This is a genomic window from Halosimplex rarum (assembly GCF_047715405.1).
In the GTDB taxonomy this organism is placed as follows: Archaea; Halobacteriota; Halobacteria; order Halobacteriales; family Haloarculaceae; genus Halosimplex; species Halosimplex rarum.
The window spans coordinates 747,905-765,756 of the sequence record NZ_CP180412.1; the positions used below are offsets into that span (position 1 = coordinate 747,905).

Below are 17,852 nucleotides of genomic sequence, written 5' to 3' on the forward strand. Positions count from 1 at the left end.
ACTCGGGCGAAGGCGCCGGAGGGCGCGCACCGTCTCCTGGTCGTGCACAAGCGGGGACCGACGGACGGGGCGAACGGCGCCGGGACGCTTCGGGAGCGGGGAGGAGACACAGATGACAGGCAACACCGACGGGAGCGACGCCGGCAGCGAGCGACTGATAACGACCCGCGGCGTCCTCAAGGGGATCGGGGGCATCGGTGCGGGCGCCGCGCTCGGTCTCGGCGGCGTCTACGCGATAGCCGACCGGTCAGACCACGTCGACCTCGGCGGGCTCTTCGGCCGCTGGCTCCCGAAGAAGTCGCCGCCGGCGACCGAACCCGCCGAGAAGTCCTCGCCCAGGACGACGCCGTGGGAGCAGGACACCGTCGTCGTCTCGATCGAGCGCGACGAGAGCGTCTCCGGATTCGAAGCCGCGCCCGACCTGATCGAGGAGGCGGCCGACGCCTGGAACGAGTACATAGAGGCTGACGCGCCGTTCGACCTGACGCTCTCGTTCGAGCCCGACCACGAGGACCCGGACGTCCTGTTCGTCGAACACAGTCTCATGGACTGCTACGGGGAGTACGAATCACCCGCGACCGAGGACCCCGAACTCACCGAGCAGGTGTGCGTGGGCACGCTCACCGACGCTCCCGACGAGACGCCGATCACGGCCGACATCGGGACGGGGCTGGGGGGCGAGGCGTTCTACGGACTGGTCGCGCGACACGCGCTCGGTCGGGTCGTCGGATACGACGTCTGGAGCGACCCCGTCGACGTCATGACGCCGACGATACTCTTCGGACCGGCACACGCCGACCACCCGGACGCGACGTTCATGCTGGGGAGACCGTCCCACCGCGACGACGCCCACCGGCGGCTCGCCGAGTCGATCGCGGAGGAGGGGCTCCCCTCGATCAAGAACTCCAGAACCGGCTCTCTCGGCGAGACCATCACCTCCGTGCGCGAGGAGATCGAAGGGGTCCTCGACGAAGACGAAACCGACATGAGCGAGTGGGCCGCGGCGGCCGAGGACTTCGGATACCCCCGATACGTCGAGGCGTACGAATCGACGGTCCTGAGCGACGAGGTCCCCTTCCTCGAAGCGACAGTGGCGATGATGACCGACCTCGTCGCGAACAATACGAACGAGGAGATCGCCGGGTCGGAGGAACTCGACGCGCTCCTCGAGCGACTCGAAACCGTCGTCGACTGGCCGGCGACGCACGAGGCGTGGGACGTCCGGATCCACCGGCACTACACCGACGCGGTCTGGAGCGAGTGGACGGCCGAACGAGCGTGAGCCCCGGTTTCGCCGCGTCGCAAACCGTTTTGTCGATCCCGTCCGCATCGACAGATCACGTGCATCGGATGGATCGAACTCGACCGACTCGCCGGGGCCGCGACCGCGACAGATGAGCGCCGCGATCGACATCGTCCGGATCGTCGTCGCGATCATGGGGATCGGGGTCGCCGCCCAGGTGCTCGCGGACAGGCTGCAGATCCCGAGCGTCCTCTTCCTGATCGTCGCGGGGGTGCTGGTCGGTCCCGAGGGCCTCTCGCTCGTCGATCCCGCGGTGTTCGGCGACGCGCTCCCCGCGATCGTCGGGCTGAGCGTCGCGATCATCGTCTTCGAGGGGGCCTTTCACCTCCACGTCGACCGCCTGCGCGAGGCGCCTCGGGAGACGCTGCGGCTGGTCACGGTGGGCGCGTTCGTCTCGCTGGTCGGGACGGCGGCCGTCGTCAGGTTCGTCCTCGGCGCGTCGTGGGACGTCGCGTTGCTCGTCGGCGCGCTGCTGGTCGCGACCGGGCCGACGGTGATCACGCCGATCATGAACGTCGTCCCCGTCCGGGAGCGGGTCGCCACGACCCTCGAAACGGAGGGCGTCGTCAACGACGTGACGGCGGCGATCCTCGCGCTGGTGATGTTCGAGTACGTCCTCCTGGGGTCGAGCGGGCTGACGACGCTGGTCCAGAAGTTCGCGACGCGGCTCGCCCTCGGCGTCGTCGTCGGGTGTCTCGTCGCGTCGGTCGTCTGGTACCTGCTCAACCACGTCGAGCTGTCGGTCGAGAACGCGCCGCAGAACGCCCGGCTGATCGTCCTCGTCGCGGCGCTGGGCGCGTACGGGCTCGCCGAGGTCGCCGCGGCCGAGACCGGTATCGCGGGCGAACTCGGCTCGGAGTCCGGCATCGCTGCGGTCGCGGCCGCCGGATTCGTCCTCGGGAACGTCTCGCTGCCCTATCGCGACCAGATCGAGCAGTTCAAAGGCGACGTCACGCTCATCGTGCTGACGTTCGTGTTCGTCGTGCTCGCCTCGCTGCTGACGCTCGACGACTTCGCCGCGCTCGGCGTCCGCGGGGCGGTCGCGGTCGTCGCCATCGCGGCGGTCGTCAGGCCCGCGCTCGTCTTGCTCTGCACTATCGGCGACCGCTTCTCCGTCGCCGAGCGCCTCTACATCGCCGCGATCGGTCCCAGGGGGATCATCCCGGCGAGCGTCGCGACGCTGTTCGCGCTCGAACTCCGACCGGGGAACCCCGAGGCGGCGACGATGCTCGTCGGCGCGGTCTTCCTGGTCATCTTCGCGACCGTGGTGATTGAAGGCGGTCTAGCCCGTCACATCGCGCAGAGCCTGAACGTGATACCGATGCGAGCGATCGTCGTCGGCGGCGGGCGCGTGGGGCGCGCCCTCGCCGAGCGACTCGAAGACCGCGGCGAAGAGGTGGTGATCGTCGAGTCCGACGAGCGGGCGGTCGAACGGCTCCGCCGCGACGGGTTCTCGACGCACAGGGGCGACGGAACCCAGCGGGACGTCCTCGAGAACGCGGGCGCCGGGAACGCGAAGGTCATCGCCGCCGCGACGGCCGACGACGACGTGAACCTGCTGATCGGCCAGCTCGCCAGGAACACCTTCGGCGTCGAGACGGTCGTCGCCAGGGTGAACAGCCCCGACAACGTCGCGGCATTCGAGGACCTCGACATCGAGGCCATCTCCAGCGGGATGTCGATCGCGTGGTCGATGGACAACGTCATCGAACGCCCGGGGATCGCCCGGTGGATGACCGAACTCGACAGGGAGGGAGACGTACAGGAAGTCGAGGTCACCACCGACGGCGTCGTCGGCGAGACTGTCTCGGAGCTACAGGCGGAACTGCCGGACGACTGCCACCTTGCGCTCATCACCCGGGACGCGGAGAACCGCCTGCCCGAGCCAAAGGACACGATCGAACGCGGCGATCACCTGACCTTCATCGGTCGCAAGGACGCGGTCAGGCAGGCGCGCGAGCACTGCAGCGCTTGAGAGCCGATGGGGAGGGGACGGCGACCGGGCTCCGGCGGAGTGCCGGGGCAGCGCGCGCTCGCTAGCGGAGACCGGTCGTCGACCGAACGCGGAGCGCGGTCTGTGGGTCCGTCACAGCTTATTTGTGTACCCCCTACCAACCGCACGTATTATGTCACGCGATATCGACAGACGCAGTTTCCTCAAGCTGACCGGGACTGCCGCGGGCGCGGCGGCGGTCGCGGGGTGTTCGGACAACGGCGGCACGCCGACCGGCGGTGACGGCAGCGACGGCGGTGACGGAGGCGACGGCGGTGACGGCGGAACGGCCACGGACACCGCGACGCCGCTGCCCGAACCCGAGACTCGCGAGGGGTATCTCCAGCGGGCGAACCGCGTGTTGCACGACGAGGCGCCGTGGATCTTCCTGAACCGCCAGTACTCGGTGTACGGGAAGTCGGCGGACGTGAACTGGGACGCCCGGCGCGACGAGCGCATCGACGGGTCGGCCATCGAGCCGACCGGCGACCAGACGTCCGTCCGGATCACCCAGTCGAACATGGACTCGGGACTGGACCCACACGACCACCGCGAGACGCCGACGGACAACATCGTCCTGCAGGCCTACGAGGGGTTGCTGGGACGCGACCGCGAGGGGAAGGTCGTCCAGAAGCTCGCGACCGGCTACGAGCGCGTCGAGGACGGACGGGTCCGCTTCGAACTCCGTTCGGGCGTCTCCTTCCACAGCGGCGACTCGCTGACGAAAGAGGACGTGGCCTTCTCGGTCAACCGGATCGTCCAGTCCGACGTGGGCAACCTAGAGAGCCCCCAGTCCGACCAGCTGGCGGGCGTCACCGGCGCGCAGCCGGCCGACGGGGACGGCGCGGTCGTCGTCGAGTCAGAGGGGATCAACCCGATCGTGTTCGCCCTGTTCGCGACGTACTGCGACGTGGTGAACAAGTCGTGGATCGAGGACAACGACTCGGCGACCATCAACTCCGAGATGAACGGGACGGGCCCGTTCCAGCTGGCGAACTACGAACAGGACGTCGAGGTCGTCTTCGAGCGCTACGGTGACTACTGGGGCGAGCAGCCGCCTGCGGAGCAGCTCACCATCACGGCCGCGAGCGAGGCGAGCACGCGGGTCAACCAGCTGCTGAGCGGCGAAACCGACGTCATCGTGAACGTCCCGCCGCAGAACATCAGCCAGGTCGACGAGGCGGACAACGCGGACATCAGCCCCGTGGCGAGCACGCGGATCATCTACAACGCGATGGTGTACAACAAGGAGCCGTTCGACTCGGTGGAGTTCCGCCGGGCGATGAACTACGCCATCGACCTGGAGAGCATCATCGAGAACGTCCTCTCGGGATTCGCCGACCAGACCGCCCAGCCGACGCTGGAGGGGTTCACGGGCTACAACTCCGAGCTCGACCCGTACCCCCACGACCCCGAGGAGGCACAGCGGCTCGTCGAGGAGAGCGGCTACGCCGGCGCCGAGATCGAGCTACACACGCCGAGCGGCCGCTACCTCAAGGACCTGGAGATCGCCCAGGCGGTCGTGAACTACATCGACGAACTGGACAACGTGTCGGCGTCGGTCAACCAGCGCGACTTCGGGAACCTCACCGACGCGCTGCTGGACGGCGACATCTCGACGGGTCCGGCCTTCTACCTCATCGGCTGGGGCAACGCGACGTTCGACGCGAGCCAGACGATCATCCCGCTGCTGACCTCGGACGGCGCGCTGACCTCGCTGGAGAACGAGCGGGTCGACGAACTGATGAACCAGGCCCAGAGCATGGGCGGTAGCGAGGCAGGGACCGACAGCTGAATGTCGCCGACGTGGGTTCGAACGCGGACGCGGGGGCGATAGCGTGGCGTCGATGGGTCGGTTCTTGCTGAAGCGGACGCTGCAGGGACTGCTCGTCGTCTGGGGAGTCGTGACCGTCGTCTTCCTCCTCCGGTACGTCACGCCGGGGAGTCCGGTCGACTTCATCGCGCCGCTGGACGCCAGCCAGGCGACGCGCGAGCGGATCGCCGCGGACCTGGGACTGAACAGGCCGCTGTACGTGCAGTACGTCGACTACGTCGCGGATCTGTTCTCAGGCGACATGGGGTACTCCTACCGGTCGCGGACGGCCGTGCGTCCGCGCGTGTTCGCGAAGCTCCCGGCGACGCTCGAGCTCGCGATCTCGGCGACGGCCGTCGCCATCGCGCTGTCGATCCCGCTGGGCGTCCTCAGCGCGACGCGGCGCCACGGTCCGGCCGACTACGGCGCGACGCTGTTCTCGCTTCTGGGCATCTCGACGCCGAACTTCTGGCTCGGGGTGATGCTCGTCATCGTCCTCGCCGTGCAGTTCGACCTGTTCCCGACGAGCACGCGGCCGGTCGGCCTGTTCGACGTGATCGGCAACCTCGTCGTGATCGCCGGGCCACAGCAGGGGTACGCGCTCCCGCTCGACGCCTCCGAGTTCCTCGCGGACGCGCGCGTCTGGCTCGCGTACATCACGCTCCCGGCGATCACGCTGGGGACGTACTTCACCGCGCTCATCACGCGGCTCACCCGCTCCGGGATGCTCGACCAGCTGGGTCAGGGATACGTCCGGGCGGCGCGCGCGAAGGGGCTGCCGGAGACGCTGGTGCGCTACCGGCACGCGCTGCGGAACACCCTCATTCCGGTGATCACCGTAGTCGGCCTCCAGCTGGGGACGCTCATCGGCGGCGCGGTCATCACGGAGGCGGTGTTCGACTGGCCCGGATTGGGAACGCTCGTCATCGACGCCATCAACAACCGAGACTGGCCGCTCATCCAGGGCTGCCTCGTCGTGATCGGCGCCGGCTTCGTGATCGTCAACATCGTGGTCGACGCCCTGTACGCAACCCTCAACCCACAGGTGATGGACTGACATGGCACCGGATCCGCTCGACTGGTTGACTCGGCTCCCCGCGATCTTCCGTTCGTCGGTCTCGCCGCGGACGCTCCGGAACCTCCGGCGGGAGTTCGACCGGAGCTTCCTCGCGAAGCTCGGCCTCGGGCTGGTCGCGTTCGTCCTCGTGCTCGCGGTGTTCGCGCCGTTCGTCGCCCCGTGGAACCCGACGAGCCAGGACCTCGACAACAAGCAGCAGCCGCCGCTCGGGTTCAGCCGCGCGGAGACCCAGACCGGCCAGGAGATGGTCAACGGGTCGCTGCAGATCACTAACGAGACGGTGCTCGTGAACGCGACGACCGCCCACCCGCTCGGCACCGACGGGCTGGGCAGAGACATGCTCTCGCGGACGATCTACGGCGCGCGGACCTCGCTCCTGGTCGGCGTCCTCGGGACGCTACTGGCGATGGCGGTCGGCGTCCCGACGGGGTTGATCTCGGGCTACTACAGCGGTCGGGTCGACGACGTGTTGATGCGCATCGCGGACGTGAGCCTCGCGTTCCCGTCGCTCGTCCTCGCCATCGCGCTGGTCGGGCTGTGGGGGAAGGCGGGCGTGGCCGTCCCGGACCCGTTCGTCGTGACCGGGATCGCGCCGGCGGTACGCGGCGCGCTCTCGCTGCCCGGCGGGCTGACCTACCCGACCGGGATGCCGGAGCAGTTCACGCTTCCCGGCACTGTGATCGTCGTCGTCGGTCTGGTCAACTGGGTGTGGTTCGCCCGCGTCGCCCGCGGCGAGGCCCTGTCGGTCCGCGAGGAAGAGTACGTCACCGCCGCGGAGTCGCTGGGCGCGCCCGATCGGTTCGTCATCCGCAAGCACGTCCTGCCGAACAGCCTCACGCCGATCCTCGTCCTCGCGACGATCCAGGTCGCCGCGATCATCCTCCTGGAGAGCGCCCTCTCGTTCCTCGGGTTCTCCGGGACGACCCTCTCGTGGGGCTTCGACATCTCCCAGGGCCGCGAGTACCAGACGACCTCGTGGTGGATCGCCGCGATGCCAGGCCTCGCCATCGTCCTCACGGTGATCGGCATCAACCTCATCGGCGACTGGCTGCGCGACGCGCTTGACCCCGGCATCGAGGGCGAAGGGGGTGGCGTGTAGATGAGCGACCCCGACGCCGCCGGCCAGGCCGATGCGACGGCGGGCGCCGGATCTGGCGGGAACGGCGAGACGGCTCGGGACCTCCTCAGCGTCCGCGACCTGTCGACGCGCTTCTTCACGGAGCAGGGGCAGGTCAACGCCGTCGAGTCGGTCAGCTTCGACGTGCGCGAAGCGGAGATTCTCGGCATCGTCGGCGAGTCGGGGTCGGGCAAGTCCGTGACCGCGCTGTCGCTGATCGATCTCGTCGAGTCGCCGGGCCGGGTCACGTCCGGGGAAGTATGGTACCGTGACGGAGACCTCGCGGAGGAGTTCCCCGACGCGGCGGACGGCGACATGGTCGACCTCCGCGAACTCCCCGAGCGCGTCCGCCGAGCCCTGCGCGGGCCGTCGTTCAGCACGATCTTCCAGGACCCGATGAGCAGCTTCAACCCCTCGCTGACCGTCGGCGAGCAGATCGCAGAGGCCGTCGAGGTCCAGCGGCGAGCCCGGGCGAACCCGCGGTCGACGCGCTCGCGGACGCAGGGGTACGGCCTGGGATCGTACTTCCTCGACGGGATCGTCCCGGGTCGGGATTATACCGACCCGGAGAGCCACGACCGCGCCGTCGAGTTGCTCGAACAGGTGGGCATCCCGGACCCCGCCGAGCGGGCCGACCAGTACCCCCACGAGTTCTCGGGCGGGATGCTCCAGCGGGCGATGATCGCCCAGGCGCTGGCGGGCGAGCCGGATCTACTCATCGCCGACGAGCCGACGACGGCGCTGGACGTGACCATCCAGGCGCAGATCCTCGAACTGCTGCGGGAGATCCAGGCCGAGCGCGACATGAGCGTCGTGCTCATCACGCACGACCTGGGCGTCATCGCGCGGATGAGCGACCGCGTCTGCGTGATGTACGCCGGCGAGGTCGTCGAGCGCGGGACGCTCGAAGACGTGTTCGACGACGCCGTCCACCCCTACACCCAGGGCCTCGTCGGGTCGATCCCGGACCTGGAAGACCCGGCGTCGCGATTGCAACCCATCGAGGGATCGGTCCCGAGCCTCCTCGATTCGGAGATGGACGACCGCTGTTACTTCGCGGACCGCTGCCCGAAGGCGATGGAGGCCTGTCTCGACCACCCGCCGGAGTTCGACGCCGGCGGCGACGAACACGGCGCGCGCTGCGTCCTCGCCGAACGGGAGTACAGCGAAGCCGCCGCGCTCCCAGACGGGTTCTTCGACGACGAGAGGGGTGAGCGCCGTGAGTGACCGCGAGCGCTCCCGCGACGCTTCCGACGGGACCGGAGGCGACCACCCGCTCCTGGAAGTCGACGGGCTCCGGAAGTACTTCGCGGACGACGACTCGATTCTCGACCGGCTGCTCGGGAGCGACGGCCGGAGCGTGAAGGCGGTCGACGGCGTGAGCTTCGCCATCCAGGAGGGCGAGACGCTCGGGCTCGTCGGCGAGTCGGGCTGTGGGAAGTCGACCACCGGTGAGACGCTCCTCGCGCTCCAGGACCCGACCGATGGGGACGTCCGCTTCGACGGCGAGTCGGTGTTCGGTCGCGACGACCTCACCGCGTTCCGCCGCCGCGCGCAGGTGGTCTTCCAGGACCCCTTCTCCAGCCTCGATCCGCGCCAGACAGCGGGCGCAATCGTCACGGAACCGCTCGTGATCCACGGGTTGCCCGACACAGATCCGGGGGTACGGACCGAAGCGGACGTGACGGTCGAGGGCCTCGACCCCGACCGCGTCGAGGTGCGTGTCGGCGACGACGTCGACCGCGTCGTCGAGCCGGTCGACGGCGTCGCCACGGTTCACGTAACGGTCCGCCGGCAGGGCGGGACGGTCAGTGCTTCGGTCGCCGAGGACCTGACCGCGAGGGTCGTCCGAGGTGCGGACTCCGACGACGGCTCTGGCCGCGGCGAACCGGTCGTGGTCGAAGTATCGCTCGGCCGCTCGCTCTCGGAGATCCGCCGCGACCGGGCGAAAGAACTGCTGGAGCGGGTCGGACTCTCGGCCGACCAGGTCGACCGCTACCCCCACGAGTTCTCCGGCGGCCAGCGCCAGCGCATCGGCATCGCCCGCGCGCTCGCGCTCGAACCGGACTTCCTCGTGCTGGACGAACCCGTCAGCGCGCTCGACGTGAGCGTTCAGGCGCAGATCCTCAACCTGCTGTCGGACCTGCAGGAGGAGCTTGGACTGACGTACCTGTTCATCGCCCACGATCTCTCCGTCGTCCGGCACATCTCCGACCGCGTCGCGGTGATGTACCTCGGCGAGATCGTCGAGCGCGGCCCCGTCGACGCTATCTTCGAGGACCCGCAGCACCCATACACGCAGGCGCTGCTCGACAGCGTCCCCAGGGCCGACACCAGCGAGCAGGGCCGACGGGTCGACGCGCTGGCGGGCGACGTGCCCTCGCCGCGGGACCCGCCCGCGGGCTGCCGGTTCCACACGCGATGTCCGCACGCTCGCGAGGCATGCCGGGCCGAAGCGCCCGGGGACTACGAAGCAGAGGTCCCCGGCCAGCGCGCGGCCTGTTTCCGCCTGATCGACGACCACCCCTACTGGGACTCTGAGCCGATCGACGTCGCCGCGGAGCGGGCCGAGCGGGACCGCTCGACAGACGACGGCGCCGGTGACGCGACGGCGGACGACGACTGACGAGTCGCCCGTCGCGCCGCCGGGAGCGACACCTTTTCTGCGGGGCCACCCCGACTTCGGCCCATGACCGAGGACGACGAGGCCGAGAGCGGCCCGGCCTTCGCGGGGATGGGCGCGGCGGCCGCCGTCCGCGAACACTGGGACGACCTCATCGGTGACATGGAGGCGACGGCGGGGGAGTTTGAGGCGGCCGACTGGGACGTGCTCGAACTCCATCCCGGCGACGTGACAGCCGTGACCGGCGAGCGCTGGGGCTTCGACGTGCTCGTCCCCGACGACGAGTTCGAGCGTCTGCGCGAGTGGGTCGACGCCGGGAGCTTCGACGAACACGACGTCTACCGCGTCGAGAGCGGCATCGTCTTCGCGCTCGTCGTCCTGAAGGACGACACCGACGAGCGGGCCGTCTGCTGCCCGCTCTACTACGACGACGCTGCGGTCGAGGGACTCGGCGACATCGCCGAACGCGAGGGCCGAATCTACACGCACGTCCGCAACCTCGCCGAGGAGTACGTCACGCTGACCCACGAGGAGCCCGACCTGTTCTTCCCCGACGACTGACCGTCGGCGGGTCCTCGCTGGCGCCGTCGATCCGGCGAGATGCCCACCGCTTAAGAGGGTGAGCGACCACCGTCCGGTGAATGGCGAAGCCGGTACTGAAGTGGGCGGGCGGCAAGCGGCAGTTGCTCGACGCGCTGTACGCGCGCTTCCCCGGCTCCTTCGGGCGCTACCACGAGCCCTTCTTCGGGGGCGGCGCCGTCTTCTTCGACCTCGAACCGGCCGCGGCGACGGTCAACGACACTAATCCGCGGCTGGTCAACTTCTACGAACAGGTCCGCGACCGGCCGGAGGCGCTGATCGAGCGCCTCCGGGAGTTCCGCGACCCGGAGAGCGACCCCGACCCCGAACAGGTCTTCGCCGCGGAAACCCGGCGCGGGAAGGCCGTCGAGCAGTACTACTACCAGCAGCGCGCCCGCTTCAACGAGCGCGCCTACGGCGACGACTGGCCCGACAGCGACGGCGACCGCCTCGAAGAGGCCGCCCTCCTGCTGTACCTCAACCGGACCTGCTACAACGGGCTCTACCGCGAGAACAGCGACGGCGGGTTCAACGTCCCGGTCGGTCGCTACGCCGATCCCGACTGGGTGCAGGCCGAGCGGATCCGCGCGGCGGCCCGGGCGCTCCGCGGGACCGAAGTCCGCAACGGGGACTTCTCGTACGTCCTCGACGCCGCCGACTCGGGCGACCTGGTGTACTTCGACCCGCCGTACGAACCGATGAGCCCGACCGCTGACTTCGCGGAGTACAGCGCCGAGGGGTTCGGTCGCGAGGACCAGGAGCGGTTGCTCGACGTGGCGAGCGAACTCGACGATCGGGGCGTCTCGGTCGTCCTCTCGAACAGCGGCGTCACGTACGACCGCTACGACGAGGCGGGCTTTTTCGTCGAGCGCGAGGGGGCGACGCGGGCGATAAACAGCGACGCGAGTTCCCGCGGCGAGGTCGACGAGATCGTGGCAACGAACGTCCCGCCGGGCGCGCGGCGCGGCCCGGACCAGTCGTCGCTCGGCGATTACTGATCGCCGAACAGCCGGTCGAACAGCGACCGCTCGTGGCGTTTCTGCGCGAGGACGACCGAGCAGTCGACGTCGTCGACGACGTCGATAACGACGGAGCCGCTGACGAGCCGCTGGAGGAGCCCGCGTTCGCTCGCGCCGAGGACGACCAGCGAGGCGTCGGTCGCCGCCGTCTCGATGGCCGTCTCGACGTCGCCGGTCTCCACCCGGAGCTTCGCGCTCCCGAGGTCGTGCTCGTCGGCCCAGTTCGCGAGGAAGTCCGCGCCCTCGGCGCTCTCGCCCTCGTCGGCGACGTACAGCAGCGTGACGTCGGCGTCGAACTCCCGCCGGAGGTCGGTCGCTATCTGGGCGCTGAGGTCCGAATCCGGGCCGCCGGCGGTCGGGACGAGGATCCGCGCCGGGTCGAAGCCGCGGTCCCGCAGGACGAGGAAGTCACAGGGCGGGTTCCCGGTCATGTCGTCGACGGCGGACTCGGCGCGCCCGGGAGACCAGTGTGAGTCCGGGCCCCACCCCATCACGACGAGGTCGGCGTCGTGGGTGCGCGCGGCGTCGAAGATGGCCTCGTAGCCCTGGTGAGAGACGACCGTCGCGGTGTCGACCTCGACGCCGAACGTCTCGGCGTCCTCGCGGGCGCGGTCTAGCAACTGCTCGGAGGTGGCGTCGATGTCGTCGGCACGGTCGCGCGCGCTCGCCAGCGGCGTCTGGTCGGGAACCGTGACGACGTGGGTCGCCAGCACGGACCCGCCGCGCTGTTTCGCGACGGCGCTCGCCAGCGTGATGAGCGTCTGCTGGTGGTCGGGGTTGGCGAGCGGAACCATCACGCGGTAGTCGCCGCCGTCCGGTGCAACGGTCTCCGCCGCCGACACCGCGATGTCGGGCATCTCCTCGGACCGCTCGGTCACGAACTCACCGAGCGCGCCCTCGTAGACGGTGTGTCGCCGGGCGTACGCGAGGTACCAGGCCACGGCGGTCACGACGAACAGCAGCGAGAGCGCGATCTCGATGGTGTCCATGAACGTGACCAGCGCGAGCGAAGCGATCGCCCCGAGGATCGGCGTGATCGGGTACAGCGGCACCTCGAAGTCGGGGTCGTACTCCTCGACGTCGGCCTCGCGGAACACGATGAGACCCACGTTGATCATGGCGTAAACGATGAGGTGCAGGACGCTCGCGGCCTTCGCGAGCACTTCGAGCTGCTGGCCCAGTGCGGCGATGAACACGATGATCACGCCGCCCGTGACGAGGATCGACCGGTAGGGCGTCGCGAAGGAAGGGTGGATCTCGTTGAGCCAGTCGGTGACGATGCCGTCCCGGCCCATGGCGAAGTTGATCCGCGCCGAGGCGAGGATCGACGCGTTGGCCGACGATGCCGTCGCGAGCAGCGCCGCGAGCGTCACGATGGTCACCGCGATGCCCGTCAGTCCGCCGGGGAATACCAGCTCAGTCACCTGCGCCATGGGCGCGTCCTTGCTCAGTTCGGGCCACGGCACGACGCCGAGCATGATCGTGACGAGGATGCCGTAGACGACGGTCACGAGGGCGACGCTCCCGATGACCGCGATGGGGAGGTTTCGCCCCGGGTTCTTCAGTTCCTCGGCGACCGTCGCGATCTTGGCGTACCCGAGGAAGGAGACGAAGACGACGGCGGTGCCGGGCAGGATGGCGCCGTAGCCCATCGGCGTCAGGCCGCCGTCACCGACGAGCGTCGCGTAGTCGAACGAGAGCCAGCCGAACACGGCAAAGACGCTGAGGATCGACAGCAGGATCAGAACGATCACGGACTGCACGCCGCCGGTCTCCTTCGCGCCGGCGTAGTTGACGCCGACGAAGATGCCCCCGGCGATCAGGGCGCCGACCTGGATGTCGGTGAGGAAGAGGAGTCCGGGGATCGGTGCGAGCGTCGTGAGGTACTGCCCGAAGCCGATGCAGTAAAAGGCCGAGGCGAACGCCAGACCCATCCAGTCGCCCATCCCGGCGATCGATCCGAACAGCGGACCGAGCGAGCGGTTGATGTAGTAGTACCCGCCGCCGGCCTTCGGCATCGCCGTCCCGAGTTCGGAGACGGAGAAGGCGTTTATCATCGCGACGACGCCGCCGACCACGAACGACGCGACGACGATCGGGCCGGCCTCCTGGGCGGCGACGCCCGGGAGGACGAAGATCCCGGCGCCGATCATCGTCCCGATCCCGATGGTCATCGCCGAGAGCAGGCCCAGGTCTTTGGCGAGTTCTTCGTCACTCACGGTTGACCCCTCCGTCTGTCACCGAATCGTCGGCCGGACTTTCGACGTCGTCGTCCGCCGAACCGTCGTCCGCGCTCCGCGCGTCGTCGTCGGGTAACACGATGACCGGCCGGTCCGTCTCGGTCACCAGCGAGAGCGCTACGTCGCCGGTGAGCAACTGGACCCATCGGCTCCCGCCACGCGGACTGATGACGATCGAACTCGCGTCGTAGTCGTCGGCTGCCTCGAAGATAGCGTCAGCAACGTCGGTCCCGTATAGAATTCGCGTCTCGAGATCCGACTCGTCGCCGAGGTGGGCTCTGAGCGTCGTGAACGCTGCCTCGGCGAGTTCTTCGCGCTGTTCGACCGAGGCCTTGTCGGGCGCGCCGCCGGCCTTCTCGACGACGTGAACTGCGAGGATCGAGCCGGTCTCGTAGCCGTCCAGCGCGCGAGCGGTCCCGCTCGCGTCGTCGTCGCCCGCGACCGGGAGGACGACGCGGTCGAGCAGGTCACTCATCGTCGGGGCTCCGGTCGCCGACGGCAGTTCGGTTCCGCGCCGGCGCTCGAAGCGAGGCGATAACCGGGGGAGACGAACCGTTGCATGCTCGGTCTGTTTGTGCGACCCGACTTAACCACTTTGTCCGACGGGCGTCGGCCCCGGCCGGTTCTCACCGTTACCCCGGATATCGCCGTGTAGATCCGAGTTCGGCCGTCGATCCCGGTTTCAGCGCTGGTCCGCGGACGGCCCGACCCGTCGCCGTTCCGAAACACACATTTCCCATCGGTGGGACTGTGGTTGTTGTCTCATGGCGGTCGCCACTCGACGGTACGTCGATTACCGCGTCAGCCTCTCGCTGGTCGGCACGGTAGTGAAGTACCTCGCGGCGGCGCCCCTGTTCCCGGTGCTCGTCGCCTTCTACTACGGCGAGAGTCCGGTTCCGTTCCTCGTGACCAGCGTCCTCATGGTCGCAGTCGGGTTCGCGCTAGAGACGCTCTCCGACGACAACGACCTCGGCCATCGCGAGGCGTTCCTGCTCGTGAGCCTCTCGTGGCTCATCATCCCAGTGCTGGGGACGCTTCCCTATCTCATCGCTGGCCAGGGCACCGTGGCCAATCCCATCAATGCGATGTTCGAGAGTATGAGCGGGTTCACGACGACCGGAGCGACCGTCCTCGACGACATCTCCTTCCAGACGCACTCCCACGCCATCCTCATGTGGCGACAGCTCTCTCAGTGGCTCGGTGGCATGGGAATCCTCGTCCTCATGGTCGCCATCCTGCCGGAGCTGTCGGTCGGTGGCGCCCAGATCATGAACCAGGAGGCTCCGGGCATCTCGATCGAGAAACTGACGCCGCGCATCCAGGAGACCGCCCGCGCGCTGTGGAAGATATACGTCGGATTCACGGTGCTGGCGGCGCTCGTGTACTTCGGACTGGACGTCCTGGGGTTCGCGGACAACATGGGCGTCTACAACGCGGTCGCCCACGCACTGACGACACTACCGACGGGCGGGTTCTCCCCGGAGGCGAGGAGCGTCGAGGCGTTCTCGCCGGCGATCCAGTGGGCGATGATGCCCTTCATGATCATCGCAGGGACGAACTTCGCGCTGTTCTGGTACGCGTTCAACGGGCAGATACGGAAACTGATCGACAACGCGGAGTTCCGGGCGTACCTCGCACTGATGGCCGGCTTCGGCGCGCTCATCTCCGTACTCCTGTTCGCCGGCGTCGGGCTCGCCGAGGCGGCGCCGAACATCGCCCCGATCCCGGGGAACCTGGAGAACTCGTTCCGTCAGGGACTGTTCCAGGTCCTCGCCATCGTGACGACGACCGGGTACGCGAGCATGGACTTCAACGTCTGGGACCAGTCGACCAAGACGATCCTGCTGTTCGCGTTCTTCCTCGGCGGCTCGGCAGGGTCTGCCGCCGGTTCGATCAAGATCGTTCGCTGGGTGCTCGTCAAGAAAGCGATGTCGCGGACGCTGTTCACCTCGGTTCACCCGGAGGCCATCAGCCCGGTCAGGATAGGACGCCAGGCGGTCGAAGAGGAGACGGTACGAGACGTGCTCGTCTTCGTGATGATCTTCCTGACGCTGTTCGTGGTGTCGACCGTCGTCATCTACATCGACAGCCTGCTGATCCCGGACATGAATCTCTCTGGGCTGGAAGCGATGAGCGTCGCCATCGCGACGCTCGGGAACATCGGACCGGGGTTCGGCGAGGTCGGTCCGATGAACGGATTCGGTAACTTCTCGGACCCGGCGAAACTATACATGGTCTTTCTCATGTGGATCGGTCGCCTGGAGATCCTCTCGGTGTTAGTCATCCTGACGCCGTCGTTCTGGCGGGAGTGAGCGCCCGAATCGGTGGAGGGGTTTCCGGGGACCGCCGTCGCCACTATTTAACCGGTCGCCGGACCAACCTCCGATAATGACTGTCTACGAGACCGAAGTCCCGGGCGTCGGTCACAAGTTCGAACTGGACATCGGCGGCGGCGAGCGGCTCATCGTGGTGATCCACCACGACGGCAAGCGAGACGTCTACCTCCGTCCGGAGGAGGACGCCGACAGCGAACAGCTGTTCACGCTGTCGGGCGACCAGGCGCGCAAGTTCGGGTCTATCCTGGAGGGGACATACTTCCAGCCGGTCGAACTCGACGAGGTCGCAGTACCGCTCGGCGAGGCGATAATCGAGTGGGCCGACGTCGCCGAGGGGTCGAAACTGGCCGGCACCTCCCTCGAAACCGCGTCGGTCCGCGAGACGACCGGCGCCTCGATCATCGCGATCCAGCGCGGCGAGGAAACTATTCCGAACCCGACGGCGACCACCCGGATCCAGCCCGGTGATACGCTCGTCATCCTCGGCACGCGCGAGGAGCAGTCGGCGCTTGCCGACCTCGTAGCGAGCGAGGGATGAGCGAAGCGCTGGTCGAGGTCGGGATCGGGCTGGCAGCGCTCGCGCTCGTCGGATACCTCGCGGTGCGCGTCTCGCTGTCGGTCATCCCCGCCTACATCGTCGCGGGCATCGTCGTCGGCCCCAACGAGCCGACATCGCTGTTCGGCGTCTCGCTCACGCTCGTCCCGGAGACCGAGTTCATCGACGTGCTCGCGGAACTCGGCGTCGTCCTCCTGCTCTTTTTCCTCGGGCTGGAGTTCAGCGTCGACCAGCTGCTCGCCGACCGCCGGCGCATCCTAAGCGCGGGGACGGTCGATCTAGTGGTCAACTTCGGGGCGGGCATCGCTATCGGTCTTCTCTTCGGCCTGGGCGCCACGGAGACGCTATTCGTCGCCGGTGTCGTCTACATCTCGTCGTCGGCCATCGTCACGAAGTCGCTCATCGAGCAGGGATGGATCGCGAACGCCGAGAGTGAGCCGATCCTCGGGACCCTCGTCTACGAGGACCTCTTCATCGCCGTCTACCTGGCATTGCTGGCCGCGCTCGTGAGCGGGAGCGAGGACCTCGCGGCGGTCGCGGGGGACGTCGGCGTCGCCTTCGCCTTCCTCGGGGTTCTCGCGCTCGGCGCATGGGGCGGGACAGCGGTGCTCGACCGCGTTTTCGCCGTTGACTCCGACGAGCTGTTCCTGTTGAGCGTCCTCGCGACGACGACGCTCGTCGCGGGCGCCGCGCTGACGCTGGGTCTGAGCGAAGCGGTCGCCGCGTTCTTCGTCGGCGCGGGGTTCAGCCAGACCGACCACGTCGACCGCATCGAACACCTGATTGCGCCCGTTCGCGACCTGTTCGCGGCGTTTTTCTTCTTCGGGATCGGGCTGACCATCGACGTGACCGTCCTGTCGTCGGTCGCGGTCTTGCTCGGCGCGGCCGTCGTCGTGACGACGGTGACGAAACTGGTGAGCGGGACCGTCTCCGGGAGGGTGTACGACCTCTCGCCGTTGCGCTCGGTCCGGACGGGTCTCGGGCTGGTCCCGCGCGGGGAGTTCTCGCTGGTCATCGCGGCGCTCGCGCTCGGCGCGCCGGGGCCCGTCGCGACGCTGATCCCGCCGTTCGCCGTCGGGTACGTCCTCGCGATGAGCGTCGTCGGTACCGTCCTGATCCAGCACGCCGACCGGGTGACAGACGCGCTGGTGCCGCTGGTTTCGCGAGCGTACTGACGGTAGTCGCCCTGTCGGTT

Annotated in this window: 14 protein-coding genes; 12 read left to right on the forward strand and 2 right to left on the reverse strand. The window is 68.5% G+C overall.

Features of this window, described 5'->3' with window-relative positions:
* The first annotated feature begins 112 nt into the window (after positions 1 to 112).
* The 9 genes from ACMGFH_RS03715 (at position 113) to ACMGFH_RS03755 (ending at position 11,504) form a co-directional block, all read left to right on the forward strand.
* Positions 113 to 1,282, forward strand: coding sequence for a hypothetical protein (locus ACMGFH_RS03715; RefSeq protein WP_415381425.1), 1,170 nt, complete (start codon positions 113 to 115; stop codon positions 1,280 to 1,282).
* A 112-nt stretch (positions 1,283 to 1,394) separates the two neighbouring features.
* On the forward strand, positions 1,395 to 3,278 hold the full coding sequence (locus ACMGFH_RS03720) for a cation:proton antiporter (protein ID WP_415381426.1): 1,884 nt from the start codon (positions 1,395 to 1,397) through the stop codon (positions 3,276 to 3,278).
* A gap of 151 nt (positions 3,279 to 3,429) precedes the next feature.
* Positions 3,430 to 5,091 carry an ABC transporter substrate-binding protein gene (locus tag ACMGFH_RS03725; protein ID WP_415381427.1) on the forward strand — a complete coding sequence of 554 codons (1,662 nt, stop codon included), beginning with the start codon at positions 3,430 to 3,432 and terminating at the stop codon, positions 5,089 to 5,091.
* Positions 5,092 to 5,143: 52 nt separating this feature from the next.
* A complete protein-coding gene (locus ACMGFH_RS03730; protein WP_415381428.1) occupies positions 5,144 to 6,166 on the forward strand; it encodes an ABC transporter permease in 1,023 nt (340 codons plus the stop codon).
* Position 6,167: 1 nt separating this feature from the next.
* On the forward strand, positions 6,168 to 7,286 hold the full coding sequence (locus ACMGFH_RS03735; protein ID WP_415381429.1) for an ABC transporter permease: 1,119 nt from the start codon (positions 6,168 to 6,170) through the stop codon (positions 7,284 to 7,286).
* On the forward strand, positions 7,287 to 8,531 hold the full coding sequence (locus ACMGFH_RS03740) for an ABC transporter ATP-binding protein (protein ID WP_415381430.1): 1,245 nt from the start codon (positions 7,287 to 7,289) through the stop codon (positions 8,529 to 8,531).
* The gene (locus ACMGFH_RS03745; RefSeq protein ID WP_415381431.1) at positions 8,524 to 9,930 is read left to right on the forward strand and encodes an ABC transporter ATP-binding protein; all 1,407 of its coding nucleotides are present in this window, start codon (positions 8,524 to 8,526) and stop codon (positions 9,928 to 9,930) included. Before ACMGFH_RS03740 ends, ACMGFH_RS03745 begins: the two co-directional genes overlap by 8 nt.
* 63 nt (positions 9,931 to 9,993) lie before the next feature.
* Positions 9,994 to 10,488 carry a hypothetical protein gene (locus tag ACMGFH_RS03750; RefSeq protein ID WP_415381432.1) on the forward strand — a complete coding sequence of 165 codons (495 nt, stop codon included), beginning with the start codon at positions 9,994 to 9,996 and terminating at the stop codon, positions 10,486 to 10,488.
* Positions 10,489 to 10,568: 80 nt separating this feature from the next.
* Positions 10,569 to 11,504 carry a DNA adenine methylase gene (locus ACMGFH_RS03755; protein WP_415381433.1) on the forward strand — a complete coding sequence of 312 codons (936 nt, stop codon included), beginning with the start codon at positions 10,569 to 10,571 and terminating at the stop codon, positions 11,502 to 11,504.
* Here the strand turns inward: ACMGFH_RS03755 and ACMGFH_RS03760 are convergent.
* Positions 11,498 to 13,744 (reverse strand): amino acid permease, encoded by a 2,247-nt coding sequence (locus ACMGFH_RS03760; protein WP_415381434.1) that lies wholly within the window; start codon positions 13,742 to 13,744, stop codon positions 11,498 to 11,500. The two genes, ACMGFH_RS03755 and ACMGFH_RS03760, sit on opposite strands and share 7 nt — an antisense overlap.
* Complete coding sequence (locus ACMGFH_RS03765; RefSeq protein WP_415381435.1) at positions 13,737 to 14,240, reverse strand: universal stress protein; 504 nt, start codon at positions 14,238 to 14,240, stop codon at positions 13,737 to 13,739. Before ACMGFH_RS03765 ends, ACMGFH_RS03760 begins: the two co-directional genes overlap by 8 nt.
* Before the next feature lie 289 nt (positions 14,241 to 14,529).
* On the opposite strand from ACMGFH_RS03765, the gene ACMGFH_RS03770 reads away from it, so the two are divergent.
* The 3 genes from ACMGFH_RS03770 to ACMGFH_RS03780 all read left to right on the forward strand — a co-directional run bounded on the left by ACMGFH_RS03770 (position 14,530) and on the right by ACMGFH_RS03780 (position 17,832).
* Positions 14,530 to 16,077 (forward strand): TrkH family potassium uptake protein, encoded by a 1,548-nt coding sequence (locus tag ACMGFH_RS03770; protein ID WP_415381436.1) that lies wholly within the window; start codon positions 14,530 to 14,532, stop codon positions 16,075 to 16,077.
* 76 nt (positions 16,078 to 16,153) lie between these two features.
* On the forward strand, positions 16,154 to 16,639 hold the full coding sequence (locus tag ACMGFH_RS03775; protein ID WP_415381437.1) for a cation:proton antiporter regulatory subunit: 486 nt from the start codon (positions 16,154 to 16,156) through the stop codon (positions 16,637 to 16,639).
* The gene (locus ACMGFH_RS03780; RefSeq protein WP_415381438.1) at positions 16,636 to 17,832 is read left to right on the forward strand and encodes a cation:proton antiporter; all 1,197 of its coding nucleotides are present in this window, start codon (positions 16,636 to 16,638) and stop codon (positions 17,830 to 17,832) included. The genes ACMGFH_RS03775 and ACMGFH_RS03780 overlap by 4 nt, the downstream gene beginning before the upstream one ends.
* Positions 17,833 to 17,852: the final 20 nt, after the last annotated feature.

Excerpts from the sequence above, each read along its gene's own strand:
- ACMGFH_RS03715 (WP_415381425.1), top strand. The coding sequence starts at position 113 with ATGACAGGCAACACCGACGGGAGCGACGCCGGCAGCGAGCGACTGATA.
- ACMGFH_RS03720 (WP_415381426.1), top strand. The coding sequence starts at position 1,395 with ATGAGCGCCGCGATCGACATCGTCCGGATCGTCGTCGCGATCATGGGG.
- ACMGFH_RS03725 (WP_415381427.1), top strand. The coding sequence starts at position 3,430 with ATGTCACGCGATATCGACAGACGCAGTTTCCTCAAGCTGACCGGGACT.
- ACMGFH_RS03730 (WP_415381428.1), top strand. The coding sequence starts at position 5,144 with ATGGGTCGGTTCTTGCTGAAGCGGACGCTGCAGGGACTGCTCGTCGTC.
- ACMGFH_RS03735 (WP_415381429.1), top strand. The coding sequence starts at position 6,168 with ATGGCACCGGATCCGCTCGACTGGTTGACTCGGCTCCCCGCGATCTTC.
- ACMGFH_RS03740 (WP_415381430.1), top strand. The coding sequence starts at position 7,287 with ATGAGCGACCCCGACGCCGCCGGCCAGGCCGATGCGACGGCGGGCGCC.
- ACMGFH_RS03750 (WP_415381432.1), top strand. The coding sequence starts at position 9,994 with ATGACCGAGGACGACGAGGCCGAGAGCGGCCCGGCCTTCGCGGGGATG.
- ACMGFH_RS03755 (WP_415381433.1), top strand. The coding sequence starts at position 10,569 with ATGGCGAAGCCGGTACTGAAGTGGGCGGGCGGCAAGCGGCAGTTGCTC.
- ACMGFH_RS03765 (WP_415381435.1), bottom strand. The coding sequence starts at position 14,240 with ATGAGTGACCTGCTCGACCGCGTCGTCCTCCCGGTCGCGGGCGACGAC.
- ACMGFH_RS03770 (WP_415381436.1), top strand. The coding sequence starts at position 14,530 with ATGGCGGTCGCCACTCGACGGTACGTCGATTACCGCGTCAGCCTCTCG.
- ACMGFH_RS03775 (WP_415381437.1), top strand. The coding sequence starts at position 16,154 with ATGACTGTCTACGAGACCGAAGTCCCGGGCGTCGGTCACAAGTTCGAA.
- ACMGFH_RS03780 (WP_415381438.1), top strand. The coding sequence starts at position 16,636 with ATGAGCGAAGCGCTGGTCGAGGTCGGGATCGGGCTGGCAGCGCTCGCG.